This window comes from Devosia sediminis (assembly GCF_016411825.1).
Lineage (GTDB): Bacteria > Pseudomonadota > Alphaproteobacteria > Rhizobiales > Devosiaceae > Devosia > Devosia sediminis.
Genome location: NZ_JAEKMH010000002.1, coordinates 737,855 through 751,528, shown reverse-complemented (window position 1 = coordinate 751,528; position 13,674 = coordinate 737,855). Strand labels below are relative to the sequence as shown.

The 13,674-nt window shown below is 65.2% G+C and carries 13 protein-coding genes; 1 reads left to right on the top strand and 12 read right to left on the bottom strand.

Going from position 1 to position 13,674, the window contains the following annotated elements; translation table 11 throughout:
• Window positions 1-89: 89 nt before the first annotated feature.
• The 10 genes from JEQ47_RS10880 to JEQ47_RS10835 form a co-directional block, all read right to left on the bottom strand.
• Window positions 90-1,835 carry a LysM peptidoglycan-binding domain-containing protein gene (locus JEQ47_RS10880; protein WP_198876420.1) on the bottom strand — a complete coding sequence of 582 codons (1,746 nt, stop codon included), beginning with the start codon at window positions 1,833-1,835 and terminating at the stop codon, window positions 90-92.
• Window positions 1,836-1,983: 148 nt separating this feature from the next.
• The gene (gene cimA, locus JEQ47_RS10875) at window positions 1,984-3,627 is read right to left on the bottom strand and encodes a citramalate synthase (protein ID WP_198876419.1); all 1,644 of its coding nucleotides are present in this window, start codon (window positions 3,625-3,627) and stop codon (window positions 1,984-1,986) included.
• Window positions 3,628-3,644: 17 nt separating this feature from the next.
• On the bottom strand, window positions 3,645-4,139 hold the full coding sequence (locus JEQ47_RS10870; RefSeq protein ID WP_198876418.1) for a GFA family protein: 495 nt from the start codon (window positions 4,137-4,139) through the stop codon (window positions 3,645-3,647).
• Window positions 4,139-4,669 (bottom strand): GFA family protein, encoded by a 531-nt coding sequence (locus JEQ47_RS10865; RefSeq protein ID WP_198876417.1) that lies wholly within the window; start codon window positions 4,667-4,669, stop codon window positions 4,139-4,141. Before JEQ47_RS10865 ends, JEQ47_RS10870 begins: the two co-directional genes overlap by 1 nt.
• A complete protein-coding gene (locus tag JEQ47_RS10860) occupies window positions 4,669-5,139 on the bottom strand; it encodes a GFA family protein (protein WP_198876416.1) in 471 nt (156 codons plus the stop codon). Before JEQ47_RS10860 ends, JEQ47_RS10865 begins: the two co-directional genes overlap by 1 nt.
• Window positions 5,126-5,506: a VOC family protein gene (locus tag JEQ47_RS10855; RefSeq protein ID WP_198876415.1), complete on the bottom strand. Its 381-nt coding sequence runs from the start codon at window positions 5,504-5,506 to the stop codon at window positions 5,126-5,128. Before JEQ47_RS10855 ends, JEQ47_RS10860 begins: the two co-directional genes overlap by 14 nt.
• Before the next feature lie 63 nt (window positions 5,507-5,569).
• Window positions 5,570-6,028 (bottom strand): endonuclease domain-containing protein, encoded by a 459-nt coding sequence (locus tag JEQ47_RS20665; protein ID WP_328768786.1) that lies wholly within the window; start codon window positions 6,026-6,028, stop codon window positions 5,570-5,572.
• An 84-nt stretch (window positions 6,029-6,112) separates the two neighbouring features.
• On the bottom strand, window positions 6,113-7,531 hold the full coding sequence (gene cysS / locus JEQ47_RS10845; RefSeq protein WP_198876413.1) for a cysteine--tRNA ligase: 1,419 nt from the start codon (window positions 7,529-7,531) through the stop codon (window positions 6,113-6,115).
• 309 nt (window positions 7,532-7,840) lie between these two features.
• Complete coding sequence (locus tag JEQ47_RS10840) at window positions 7,841-8,290, bottom strand: cytochrome c (RefSeq protein WP_198876412.1); 450 nt, start codon at window positions 8,288-8,290, stop codon at window positions 7,841-7,843.
• 102 nt (window positions 8,291-8,392) lie between these two features.
• A complete protein-coding gene (locus tag JEQ47_RS10835) occupies window positions 8,393-9,400 on the bottom strand; it encodes a fumarylacetoacetate hydrolase family protein (protein ID WP_198876411.1) in 1,008 nt (335 codons plus the stop codon).
• Between the two features lie 126 nt (window positions 9,401-9,526).
• On the opposite strand from JEQ47_RS10835, the gene JEQ47_RS10830 reads away from it, so the two are divergent.
• Window positions 9,527-10,666 (top strand): DUF2865 domain-containing protein, encoded by a 1,140-nt coding sequence (locus JEQ47_RS10830; RefSeq protein ID WP_198876410.1) that lies wholly within the window; start codon window positions 9,527-9,529, stop codon window positions 10,664-10,666.
• Here the strand turns inward: JEQ47_RS10830 and gltX are convergent.
• Together gltX and JEQ47_RS10820 are read right to left on the bottom strand one after the other, a co-directional pair.
• Window positions 10,611-11,939: a glutamate--tRNA ligase gene (gene gltX, locus JEQ47_RS10825; RefSeq protein ID WP_198876409.1), complete on the bottom strand. Its 1,329-nt coding sequence runs from the start codon at window positions 11,937-11,939 to the stop codon at window positions 10,611-10,613. The two genes, JEQ47_RS10830 and gltX, sit on opposite strands and share 56 nt — an antisense overlap.
• The gene (locus JEQ47_RS10820; protein WP_198876408.1) at window positions 11,936-13,603 is read right to left on the bottom strand and encodes an NAD+ synthase; all 1,668 of its coding nucleotides are present in this window, start codon (window positions 13,601-13,603) and stop codon (window positions 11,936-11,938) included. The genes gltX and JEQ47_RS10820 overlap by 4 nt, the downstream gene beginning before the upstream one ends.
• Window positions 13,604-13,674: the final 71 nt, after the last annotated feature.

The following is a 13,674-nucleotide window of genomic DNA, read 5'->3' as shown; positions in this document are numbered from 1 at the left end:
ACGTATTCGGGACTGGCCTTCATGGGGCTGTCCCGAGGGCCAGCCGGCCCGAAGAGAAACGGCGCCCGGAGGCGCCGTTCCTTGGTTGGCTACTGTGCAGCGCCCTCGGGCAGGGCGAAGACCTGACCCGGATAGATGCGGTCGGGATCGCGGATCTGGCCGGTATTGGCCTCGTAGATCGTCGTGTACTTGAGCCCCTCGCCATAGACGCGGCGAGCGATGGTCCAGAGATTGTCGCCCCGACGGATGATGGCCTTGCCCGATACGAAGCGCTGCGCATCCGGGTCGCCGACCGAGACAGCCACCATGGTGGGAACGGCGGGAGCGTCGGGAACGGCAGCGACCGCTTCAGGGGCGGGTTCGACGGCTGGCGCGGAATCGGCCGTTGCCGCAGGCGCGGTGTCGGGAGTTACGGCAGGCGTCGCAGCGGGCTCTGTTGCGGGAGCGGCTTCGGGCATTGCAGTGGCAGGTGCGGCAGGCTCGTCCGCAGGAGCGGCTTCGGAGGTTGCCGAAGGCGCTGCGGCCGCAGGCTGGGCGGGTGCCGGTTCAGCCGGAGCCACTGATGTCGTTGCCGGCGCGGTTTCCGCCGGCGTCGTCGTCTCCGGCGCCTGGGCGACGTCGACCGAGGGTTCGACCTCGGGCACGTCGACCACGAAATCCACCTCGGCGCGGCCGATCACTTCGGCAGCGCCGGCCTGCAGCAGGTCGGCGCGGACGCGCTGGTTTGGCTCATCGAGGACCGGACCGGCCTCGACCAGCCAGCGGCCGCCTTCGATCGTGGCATCGGCGATGAACTCGTCGTCCACATAGAGACGGATGACGCCGCCTTCGGGGCCGGCGCCGGCGAAGAAGGTGCGGTCGGTCTCGATCTCGATGGCGTCGATGCTGGGCGGAATGTCGGCCAGAGCGGCTGGTGCGGGCTCGGCTGGAGTCTCCGTCGCAGGTGTCGTTTCAGGAGCGAAAGCCACGGCGGTGGGTTCTGCGGGGCTCGCTTCAGGCTCGCTGGGTGTTGCGGCAGGCTCGGCGGCCGGAACCGTGGCATCGGCGGATGCCACTGCGGGCTCGGACGGAGTGGCCGCCGGCTCCGCCGGGGTTGCGGTTGCTTCAGCGGGGGTTGCGGCCGGTTCGGTGGTTGGCGCACTCGGTGCTGCCGGGGTGGCAGCGGGCGCTGCCGGGGCGGCAGCCGTTTCGAGCGGCGGCTGGGTGGACGGGACGGCCGGCTCGGCAACCGGCGGCGTGGTTGCCGGGGCGGCCGGAGTCGTGGCCGGCGTCGCGGCGGCTTCGGGCGCGGCAGCAACCTGGGTCGGCTGGGTCAGGCCCTGCAGCACTTCGCTGGCCTCGCCGGGCTTGCTGGCGACGACGAGCGGCTGGCTGGTCTTGTCTTCGTTGATGACGACAATGAAGCTGTCGGCGGCGGTGCCGTCCTTGCCTTCTTCGCCGAGCGTGATTTCGAGGCCGCCGGTCTGCAGCGGCGCGTCGGGCACGAAGACCCAGTCGCCACTGGCTTCGACCTCGACGGTGCCGAGCGGCTCGCCATTGGCATAGACCACGACCTTGCTGCCGGGGGTGCCGGAACCGGCAATGACCACCGAGCCATCGGGCTCGGCGCGCAGCAGGCCGAAGGTGGCACCGACGACGCCGTCGACATCAACGGCGGCCGTATCCACGGCAACGTCGGCCGGCGGGGTGACGTCGAGCGCCGGCTCGTCGGGAACGGCCTCATCGACAACGGCGACGGTTTCCGGCGCGGTCTCTTCGACCTCGGCGACGGCAGGCGCGGGCGCGGCCGGGATCAGGCCGACCTCGGTCATCTTGCCGCGCAGACACTGGCCCATGCCATCGGCGCTGTTGAAGCAGGAGACGATGGACGGACCAGTAAGGACGCCGAGAATGACGAGAAGAGTGACTGCCGCTGCCCCGATTGTCAGAGCCAGAGGTCGTTTCGGAGCGGTTTCGGCCAGTTTGCCCTCCCGGTAAGTGCTCTCAGCCGGCGATGACTCTCGCCCGGCCAGTATTTCCCCCTGCCGCCGAATCCTGCGCCACGACAGTCTTCAACAGCTTGTATGTGATTGATTCATACAGAGCTTCAAACGAGGCATCAATGATGTTGGACGAGACGCCAATGGTGCTCCAGCGCTCGCCGCTGCCATCGCGGCTTTCGACCAGTACACGGGTGACCGCGCCCGTGCCGCCGTCCAGGATACGCACCTTGAAATCGGCCAGTTCGAGGTCCTCGATTTGGGACGAATACTTGCCCAGATCCTTGCGCAGAGCGGAGTCGAGGGCGTTGACCGGGCCATTGCCCTCAGCCACCGACATCAGCAGTTCGCCATCGATGCGGATCTTGACCACTGCCTCGGTGACGGTGACCACGTCGCCCTGAGCGTTGTGACGCTGCTCGACCATGGCGCGATAGTGCTCGACCTGGAAAAAGTCCGGCAAGGTGCCGAGCACGCGGCGGGCGAGCACGGCGAACGACGCGTCGGCGCCATCATAGGAATAGCCGCGCGACTCGCGCTCCTTGACCGTGGCGAGGAGCTTTTCGAGACGCGGATCGTCCTTTTCGAGGGCGATGCCGTGGCGGGCGAGCGCCGTGAGCAGGTTGGACTTGCCGGCCTGCTGACTGACCATGATGGCGCGCTCATTGCCCACGCTTTCGGGCGGCACATGCTCATAGGTGGAAAAATCCTTGAGCAGGGCCGAAGCGTGGATACCGGCCTTGGTTGCAAAAGCCGAAGCGCCGACATAGGGCGCCTGCCGCGCGGGCGCACGATTGAGCCGATCGTCAAAGGCGCGGGAAATATGTGTTAGGCGTTCGAGATTCTCCGGCGTGACGCCGGTTTCGAAGCGCCCGGCATAGAAGGGCTTCAGCACCAGCGTCGGGATCAGTGTCACCAGGTTGGCATTGCCGCAGCGTTCGCCCAGGCCATTGAGCGTGCCCTGGATCTGGCGCACGCCGGCCTCCACAGCGGCTAGGGCATTGGCGACGGCCTGACCGGTATCGTCATGGGGGTGGATGCCGAGCTTTTCGCCGGGCGCGTGTCTGGTGACTTCGCCCACGACGTCGCGGACTTCCGAGGGCATGGTACCGCCATTGGTATCGCAGAGCACGACCCAGCGGGCGCCGGCCTCCAGCGCCGTCGTGACGCAGGCCAGCGCATAGGTTGGGTTGGCCTTGTAGCCATCGAAGAAGTGCTCGAGATCGATCAGCACTTCCTTGCCGGATGCAGCAGCGGTGCGCACCGTATCGGCCAGTGCCTCGAGATTTTCCTCGGTGGAAATCCCCAGGGCCAGTTCCACCTGATAGTCCCAGGCCTTGCACACGAAGCAGGTGGCGGCAGCGGCCGAATTGACGAGACCCTGGACGCCGGGATCATTGGCAGCGGAGCGCCCTGCCCTCTTGGTCATGCCGAAGGCGGTGAAGGTCGCCTTCTTCGTCCGATTTTCCTCGAAGAAGGCGGTGTCCACCGGGTTGGCGCCGGGATAGCCGCCTTCGACATAGTCGACGCCGATCTCTTCAAGCATGCGCGCAATGGCGATCTTGTCCTCGAGCGAGAACTCGATGCCGGCGGTCTGGGCGCCGTCGCGGAGGGTGGTGTCGAAGAGATAAAGGCGGTCGCGGGACATTTTGGGCCTAACTCGGATTACTGCTTGGGGGGCCAGGTATCGGTATCGTGGTCGGGATGCTGGTTGTTGCTGGCCTTGATGGCGCTCCACCAGTCCTTGAGATCGGGGGCCTCGGTCGGGCCGCCATCCTCGATGCTCAACAGCGTGGTGAACCAGGGCACCTGCCCCTCCTGGCCGGTATTTGCGCCGGGCGGGAAAAGCTCGGGGTGATCGAGCGAGCCGATGGTGAAGTTGACCCGGTTGCCCGTCGTGCCATCGTAAAAGAGCGGCGTGCCGCATTGGGCGCAGAAGCCGCGATCAACATGCTCGGAACTGCGGAAACGCGCCGGGGTGCCGCGCGTCCAGGTGATGGCCTCGCGCGGGGCGGCGACCAGGGCGGCAAAGATGTTGCCGACCGCCTTCTGGCACATGCGGCAATGGCAGATGTGCGAATTGTCGAACATTTCGGTGGCGTGATAGCGCACGGCGCCGCATTGGCAGCCGCCGCTGACTTCCATCGGGTAGCGGTCCATCAAGTCTCCTCCCGGGGTGGCCAGGTGTCGGTATCGTGATCCGGGTGCTGGTGATTGCTGCGCCGCACGGCGTCGACCAGGATATCGCCCTGCCCGGTCATGGTGGCGATATGGGCGGCGACTTCACCGGTCCAGGGCAGACGACCCTCTTCGCCGTAAAAATGCGTGGGTTTCATCGCTTCGGGCAGGTCGAGCGAGCCGATGGTGATCGACACCCAGTTGTGCTCCGGCGTGCGCCAGGCCAGCGGCGTACCGCAGGCGGCGCAGAAGCACCGCTCGCCCTCGTCGGAACTGCGGAACACAGCGAAGGCGCCGCGGGTCAGCTCGATATGTTCGGCGCCAACCCCGGCAAAGCTGCCGAAGAGGTTGCCGGAGGCTTTCTGGCATATGCGGCAATGGCAAATGCAGGGGCGCTTGGGGCGGCGATGCAGCGCATAGCGCACGGCGCCGCACTGACAGCCGCCGGTGATGCGGACCGTCTCGCCATCCTGCTCCCGGCGCCAGGCCAGGTCGTCGCCTGCTCCCGACATCATTCGCTCCGGGGCGGCCAGTCGGCCGTGTCGTGGTCGGGATGCTGGTTGGAATGGATGCCGGCCATGAAGTCGCGCCATTCGTCGCTGACTTCGTGCCGCTCGGGGAGGCTGGTCAAGCCATCGAAGAAGGGCTGCTTGTCGTGGAGGTTGACCTGGATTTCCGGCGCCGCGACCGTGGGTTCGTCAAAGGCGCCGATGGCCAGTTCGAGCCCGAAGCGGGTTTCGTAGGCCAGCGGGGTGCCGCACTCGCCGCAAAAGGCGCGCCGGGCAGCATTGGAGCTCTGGAACCATTTCGGCTCGCCGCGGGTCCAGGCGGCGTTATGCGCGGTGACCAGAGGGCCGAAAAAGCCGCCAAAGGCTTTCTGGCACATGCGGCAGTGGCAGATGGAGGGGCGGCCGAGCCGGGTGACGCGGAATCGCACCGCGCCACACTGGCAACCACCGGTATGGGATTCAGCCTGGGGCATGACAGACCGCTTCTATGTTGTGACCATCGGGATCGAAAACAAAGGCGCCGTAATAGGTTGGGTGGTAATGCTCGCGCAGGCCCGGAGCGCCGTTGTCCTTGCCGCCATGGGCCATGGCCGCGGCATAGAACGCATCCACATCGGCGCGGCTCTTTGCGGCGAAAGCCACATGCATGCGGCCACCGGTCAGCGCCCCGCCATCGCCCACCCAGAAGAAGGGATTATTGTTCGCGCCAAAGCCGGTGATCTTGCCGCCGTCATTGTCGAAACTCATCATCGGCATCACGCCGAGCGCCGCGAGGGTGGCGGTGTAAAAGGCAATCGAGCGGTCGTAGTCGGCGACGGAAAAACTGACATGATCAAGCATGGGGAAGACTCCGGTTGAAGGAGCGGCGATGGGGCGCGAGTCGGGTGTCAGGGGATGGCAGGATCATTGAAGGACCTCGCCATGGAGCGTCGCCCAGATCAGGTCGGCGGTTTGGGCTGGGCGGCCAATGATGTCGTTGTTCCAGAGACGGAGGAGACGAAAGCCCTGGGCCTGGAGGTAGGTATCGCGAATAGGGTCGCGCGGGTTTTGGGCGTGCTGCGAGCCGTCAGCTTCGATCATGAGATTTTCTGACAGACAAACAAAATCGACGATGTAGTCGCCAACCGGAAGCTGTCGCCGAAACTTATACTGCGCGAAGCGACGGTTCCGAAGCAGTGTCCAGAGTCGATGTTCGGCCTCAGTCGGCTCGTGGCGCATCCGCCGCGCAAAAGCACGCAGGACCGGCGTCTTTTCGGTTCGCCAATCCTTTCGAGCGCGCCGCTCATTCGCAGACCCCTCATCCGCCCTTCGGGCACCTTCTCCCTCAAGGGGAGAAGGGGGCACCGGGGCATTGGCGAACACGGGGTCCCCCTCTCCCCTTGAGGGAGAGGGTGGATCGGCCAAAGGCCGAGACGGGTGAGGGGTTTTATCCGCTTGCGCAGACATTTACCGCTTCACCTCCCATTTCGTCGCGCGCTGGCCGGCTTCGTCCTTGTAGTCCATCAGCACGATGCCCTGTTCGGCCAACTCGTTGCGGATGGTGTCGGCCTTGGCGAAGTCCTTGGCGTTTAGGGCGTCCAGGCGGGCGGCGATGGCGTTGGCGATGTGGGGCGGAGCTTCCCAGCCGTCGTCGGAATCGATGAGGCTATCGAGGCTGAAACCGAGGAAGCGCAGGGTTGCGGCGAGGCAGTGCTTGGCATTGCCCTCGTCGCGGTTGGCCTTTCGCGCAATGAAGTCGAGCGCGACGCTGGCGCGGTGGAAGTTGAGGTCGTCGGCCAGTTCGTTGACTACCGAAGCATCGGGTTCGTCGCCTTCCGCCAGCTCGGCGCCGCGGGCGGCGCGCTGCCAGTCGCGCAGCTTGGCTTCGGCCTCCGCGAGGCGCTTGACGGTGAGGTCGATAGGCTCGCGATAATGGGTCATCAGCATGGCAAGGCGCAGCACGTCGCCGATCCAGGCGCGGCCACCCATGGTGCCGGTCTCGAGCAGTTCGTTGATGGTGACAAAATTGCCCAGGCTCTTGGACATTTTCTGCCCTTCCACCTGCAGGAAGCCGTTGTGCATCCAGACATTGGCCATGGCATGGGTGCCATGGGCGCAGCGGGACTGGGCGATCTCGTTTTCGTGGTGCGGGAAGATCAGATCGAGCCCGCCGCCATGGATGTCGAAGGTTTGCCCGAGATAACGCTCCGACATGGCCGAGCATTCGATATGCCAGCCGGGGCGACCGCGACCCCAGGGGCTGTCCCAGCCGGGCTCGGTCTCGGATGAAAGCTTCCAAAGCACGAAATCGGCCGGATCTTCCTTGTGTTCGTCGACGGCAACGCGGGCGCCGGCGAGATTGTCCTCGAGATTGCGGCCTGAAAGCTGGCCGTAATCGTCCATCGAGCGGGTGCGGAACAGCACTTCGCCGCCGGCATTGTAGGCGTGGTTCTTTTCGAGCAGCGCCGAGATCAGCGTCTGCATCTCGGTGATGTTCTCGGTGGCGCGCGGCTGGTGCGTCGGCTGGAGCGTACCGAGCGCCTTCACGTCGGCCAGGAACTGGTCCTCGGTCTTTTCCGTGACCTTGCGGATGGCCTCGTTGAGCGGCAGATCGGGGAAATCGCGGAGAGCCCGCGCGTTGATCTTGTCGTCGACGTCGGTGATGTTGCGCACATAGGTGACGTGATCGGCGCCATAGACATGGCGCAGCAGCCGGAACAGCAGGTCAAAGACGATGACCGGACGGGCATTGCCGATATGGGCGAAGTCGTAGACCGTCGGGCCGCAGACATACATGCGCACATTATCCGCATCCATGGGCGCAAAGGGCGCCTTGGTGCGGGTCAGCGTATTGTAGAGCGAAAGCTGCGGCTTTGCCGTGGTCATCGAGGGGTCCTGTGGGCCAGACACTATGCGTCTTTTGATGGTCGCGCTGTCGAACCGGAAAAGTGGTGGCCACTTTTCCTGACAACGCTCCGCTGGCGGGAGCCCTATCTTCCGAGAGTTTTGGATGAAGAAGACCGCTCCGCCAACGCTTGGGTTAGCAGGTAATAATGCAGCAGGTAATGGTGCACGTGGTCTTCATGGCGCGGAGATTGGCCGCGCGGCGGCCGGAAATCAAGCCCCCTGCCCTTGGCCGGGCAAAAAAAGAGGCGGCCCGGAGGCCGCCCCAATCGCTTTGGAGGCGATGAGAATTCAGGAGCGGAACTGCTGATGGCACTGGCCGCAAGTGCCCTGGAGCGTCTGCAGCGCCGCGGCATAGCCGGCGGCATCACCAGCTTCGGCGGCCACAATGCCGGCTTCGGCGGCGGCAACGCCGGTATCGACGATGGCGGTGAAGGCTTCCCAGTTCTCCCAGATGGCCGGCAGCGCTTCGCTGTCGCCGACGATGGAGCCTTCGGGGAAGAGTTCGGGGATGTGGCTATAGTTGTCGCGCAGGGTGGTCATGGCCGCCACCGCCTCAGCGCCGGTGAGATTGCCGGCCGAGCGGAGGATGCCGCCGTCTTCCCGCATCAGCGCCTTGCGCATCGTCACGGCCTCTTCGGGCGTGGCCGGCGGGGTGAATGCTTCCTGGGCGAAGACACCAACGACGCCGGCCAGCAGGATGGAGGCCAGGGCCATGGTGGAGGCCTTGCGGATATGCATAGAGAATTCCCTCAACTTGTTTGACGCAACGGCCCCTCTTCCGATGAGGGAGCCTGACATGGGTTCATGACGAGCCCAACGGGCACACGCGAATGTTATCCATCAATTGGACGCAAGTGCGACGACCTGCTCGATGTCTCCGAAAGTCGACTTCCCGGCGCCATCCATGGCCCGGATGCGCACCTTGTCGCCGGGCTTGAGAAAGGGCGTGCGGGACCGGCCGAACTTGGCTTTTTCGGCGGTGCGGGCTTCGGCGATGCAGCCGAAACCGATGCCGTCGGCCCTGATGGGCAGTGTCTGGTCGTGCGGATTGGACACGGTGCCGCCGCCGATAATGGTGCCGGCTGCCAGGTTGCGGGTGCGGGCCGCCTCGACGATGAGGTCGGCGAAATCGAAGTGCATGCCGACCCCCGCATTGGGCTGGCCATAAAGCGCGCCGTTGACCTCGACGCGCAAGGGCAGGTGCAGGCGATTGCCGGACCAGGCCTTGCCCAGGCTTTCCGGCGTCACGACCACCGGCGCGAAGCTGGTGGAGGGCTTTGAATGGAAAAAGCCGAAACCGTGCTGAAGGTCATCGGCCACGAGGCGACGGAGCGACACGTCGTTGAGGATGGTGACGAGGCGAATCGCCTCCGCCGCCTGCCAATAGGCGGCGCCCATGGGCACAGGACCGATGATGACGCCGACTTCGGCCTCGAAATCGAGGGCCAGGTCGTCGCCCGGCACGGTGATGGGCGCGGTGGCGGAGGACAGCGAATCGGAGGCGCCCTGGTAGAGCAGCGGACGGACCGACTGGAGGCCTTCGTCGAGGCTGCCCTTGAGGGCGCGAACGCGTTCGAGATGGCTCATATAGGCCGAGCCGTCGATCCACTGGAAGGCGCGCGGCAGGGGCGCGGCGACCGAGCGCGGCTCGAAGGGCTGGCCAGTGATTTCGCCGGCATCGAGCTGGCGGGCGAGCTCGCCGAGCGCCGGAGCCGCCGTTTCCCAGTCGTCCAGCGCCGATTGCAGGGATGGCGCGATGCGTCCGGCCGAGACGCAGCGCGTCAGGTCTGCCGAGACCACGACAAGCTGGCCATCCGGGCGGGTCGTGCGCAGGGTGGCGAGTTTCATGCGGGGGTCTCCTTTGATGCCGTGTTGCCGTGAGGCGATACCCCCGGCAAATCACGCGCTATAATGTTGCCACGAGCCCTAGCGATATCTTAAGGACCGGGGGCCCAGTGGTTGCGGAATATTGGCGTGAAATTCACTTTGTCCGGGTTTCGGCCCCTTGTCCTGCTAGCATTGGCGCTTGTCACGCTGACGCTCGACGTCCAGACAGCGTATGCCCAGGCAGCGCAATGCGCGCAGTTGCAGGGCGCCCTGGCGCAATTCGACAGCAACAGCGATTTTCGGCAAATGGGGGGCGGCTCCAATGCTGCCGAACAGTTGCGCCGGCAGGTTCAGCAGGCAGAAAGCCGTTATATCCGCGAAGGTTGCAATGACGATGCCCGGGCCGGCCGGCAGTTGTCGCGGAGCTGCCAGTTGATCGCCCGCGACGTGCTGGACCTGCGCGACCAGTATGGTCAGGTGAGCCAGCAGGTCGAGACCGCCAATGCCGTTGCCCAGCAGCGCGAGGCCATCCTCCAGGAAATGGCACGCTTCGGCTGCAATGCCGGATCGAGCGCGACCTTCACCCAGGACCGGCAGACGATCTTCGACCGCATCTTCGGCACCACGTCCGAGGGCGACTTCACCAATGGCGATTTCATCGATGGCGGCGACTATTGGGGCTACCAGGGCTACAACACGGTTCGCACCGTCTGCGTACGGCTGAGCGACGGGTATTTCTGGCCCATCAGCTACGCCACCCTGCCCGACTATGTCGGCAACGACGCCATGACCTGCCAACAGATGTGTCCGAACACGGCTGTCGACCTCTATTATTACGCCAATCCGGGCGAAGAACCCGAGCAGATGCGCAATATGGGCGGCTCGCTCTATAGCGCTCTGCCGACAGCCTTTGCCTATCGCGACGCCTTCGACAAGACCGCGACCTGCCAGGCGGCGCCGGTCGCCGACGGTTCGGTGTCGGTGGTGGCCAGCGAGGATGGCAGCAACCGCACCATTCTCGATATCAACGGCCTGCGCATTCCCATGCCCGTGCGTGACCCACGCGGCGTCGTGCCGGTGCAGGCGGCGCCGGTGGAACAGGTCGCCAGCGTTGACCTGGTGAGCGTGCCCCTGCCCCGCCCGCGGCCCGCCGGACCCGGCCAGGTGGCGCGCACGCCCACAGCCCCGGCCGAGCCGGAGCTGCGGATCGTTCACTTCGGTGAAAAAGCCGTCAGGGTAGTCGGTCCAGACACGCCTTACGCCCAAGCAGGACAAGCAGGGACTTGAGCTCCGGGCCGTCGTGACGGCCCGTCAGCGCCATGCGGAGCGGCAGGAACAGCGCCTTGCCCTTGCGGCCGGTCGTGGTCTTGAGCGTATCGGTCCAGTGGCTCCAGGTCGCCTCGTCCCACGGCTCGGGCGGCAGCAGAGCCTTGGCGAGAGCCAGGAAATCGCGATCCTCGTCGGCAACCACCGGCTCGACCGGACCCGTCACCAGTTTTGACCATTCAGCAATATCGGGAAATTTCACCAGGTTCTCGCGCAGCAGCAGCCACATGGCCTCGCCTTCGAGTCCCATGGACGACAGCCGCGGCGCGGCTTCGGCATAGGGCATGGCGTGGAGCAGGCGGGCATTGAGCGTGTCGAGTTCGGTCGGATCGAAGCGGGCCGAGCCATGCGAGATCATAGAAAAGTCGAGCTTTTCGGCAATGGCGTCGAGGCTGTCATAGGGCTCAACCGACAGGCTGGTGCCGGTCAGCGTGGCGACAATGGCAATGGCCAGCGGCTCATAACACTCGTCGCGGAAATCGCTGATGGACTGGCTACCGAGGCGCTTGGAAAAGCCCTGGCCCTGCGCGTCGGTCAGGAGATTGTGGTGGCCAAAGGTCGGGACGGTGCCACCAAGCGCTTCGAAGATCTCGATCTGCGTGCCGGTATTGGAGACGTGGTCCTCGCCGCGGATCACATGGGTGATGCCCAGGTCGATGTCATCGACCACGGAAGGCAGAGTGTAGAGATAAGACCCGTCGGCGCGGATCAGCACCGGATCGGACATCGAGGCGGTGTTGACGGTCTGCGGCCCCTTGATGAGATCGTTGAACTGCACCGGGCGGCCATCGAGCCGGAAACGCCAATGCGGGGCACGACCCTCAGCCTCGAGCCGCGCACGGTCTTCGGCGGTGAGATCAAGCGCGGCGCGGTCATAGATCGGCGGCTTGCCGAGGAGCCGGGCGCGAGCGCGCTTGCGGTCGAGCTCGTCCTCGGTTTCGTAGCAGGGATAGAGCCGCCCGGCAGCGATCAGCCGGTCGCGCGCAGCATCATAAAGCTCAGTGCGATCGGACTGGCGGGCCAGGAGATCGGGACGGACGCCAAGCCACTCCAGGTCGGCCTCGATGCCATCGGCGAATTCGCGGGTGGACCGCGCCAGGTCGGTATCGTCCATGCGCAGCACGTAGCGGCCGCCATGGCGAAGGGCGAAGAACCAGTTGAGCAGCGCCGGGCGGGCATTGCCGAGGTGGATGCGGCCAGTGGGCGACGGGGCCCAGCGAACGGTGACGCTCATCCGACCACCGTATCCCGGTAGCCATTGGTGATGGGATATTTGCGCCCGAGCCCAAAGGCCTTGGCGGTGATCTTGGGTCCCGGAGGCGCCTGGCGGCGCTTGTATTCGGCAATGTTGATCAGCTTCTGGATGCGCAGCACGAGATCGCTGTCGAAGCCGTCGGCGACGATGTCGGCCACCGACCGCTCTTCCTCGACCAGCGCGGTGATGAGCGCATCGAGCACTGGATAGGGCGGCAGGCTGTCCTGGTCCTTCTGGTCGGGGCGCAGCTCGGCGCTGGGCGCCTTGTCGATGATGTTCTGCGGGATGACGACGCCGGACGGACCAAGGCTGTCGCCGGGCACATGGGCATTGCGCCAGGCGGCCAGGCGATAGACCTCCACCTTGAGCATGTCCTTGAGCGGATTATAGCCGCCATTCATGTCGCCATAGATGGTGGCGTAGCCCACGGCCATTTCGCTCTTGTTGCCAGTGGTCAGCAGCATGGAGCCGAGCTTGTTGCTGACGGCCATGAGCACCACGCCACGCATGCGCGACTGGATGTTTTCCTCGGCCAGATCGGCAGGGCGATCGCCAAAGACCGGGGCCAGCTCGGTCAGGGCGCGATCGACCGGCTCGCCAATAGGAATGACGTCGTAGCGGACACCGAGCAGTTCGGCGCATTCGCGCGCATCCTTGATGCTGGCTTCCGAGGTATAGCGATAGGGCAGCATGATGCAGTGCACCTTGTCGGCTCCGAAAGCGTCCACCGCCATGGCCGCGACGACGGCGCTGTCGATGCCGCCGGACAGGCCGAGCACGACGTGGCTGAAGCCGTTCTTGTGCACATAGTCGCGAAGGCCCAGCACACAGGCGCGCCAGGGCGCCTCGTCGACCGAGGTCAGCTCGGTGATCTCGCCCTTGCTGCAGGTCCAGCCATTGTCGCCGCGCTGCCAGTCCGAGACAATGAAATCGGTCTCGAAGGACTTGCCCTGGAACACCAGCCTGTCGCCCGGCTCCATGCCGAAGGAGGCGCCATCATAGACCAGCTCGTCCTGCCCGCCGACCTGGTTGAGATAGAGCATTGGAATGTCGTCTTCGGCCGTGCGGGCGCGAACCAGGTTCTTGCGCACGTGCTGCTTGTTGCGCCAGTAGGGCGAGCCATTGGGGCAAAGCAGGATTTCCGCGCCGCGCATGGCGAGGTGCTCGCAGACCGACTGATGCCAGATGTCTTCGCAGATCGGGATGCCGATGGAGACGCCCTTGATCGTGACCGGTTCGGCCATGGGCCCGGCCGAAAAATAGCGCTTTTCGTAGAAGACGTCGTTATTGGGGAGTTCGCGCTTGAGGCGCACCGCGGTGATTTCGCCATTCTCGGCGACGACGACGGCGTTGTGGAGCCCGTTGCTGTCCTGCCAGATGGTGGGGAGGATCACCACGACATCGGTGCGATCCGTGTCGCGCGCCAGCTCCTGCGCAGCGGCCACGGCATCGGCTATGAATTGCGGCTTGAACAGCAGGTCATCGGGAAAATAGCCGGTGAGGAACAGCTCGGAGAACATCAGGATATCGGCGCCGGCCTGCCTGGCCTCATCGAGGGCCTTGCGGGCGAGGGCCAGATTGCCTGAGAGGTCGCCAACCTTGGGATTGAGCTGGGCGAGCGCGATGCGGAGCTGGTCGGTCACGGAAGCTGGCCTGATCTGCGGATGAGGAGACAATGCAAGGCCGGGCGGCCGGTTGCGCGCCAGACTTAGCC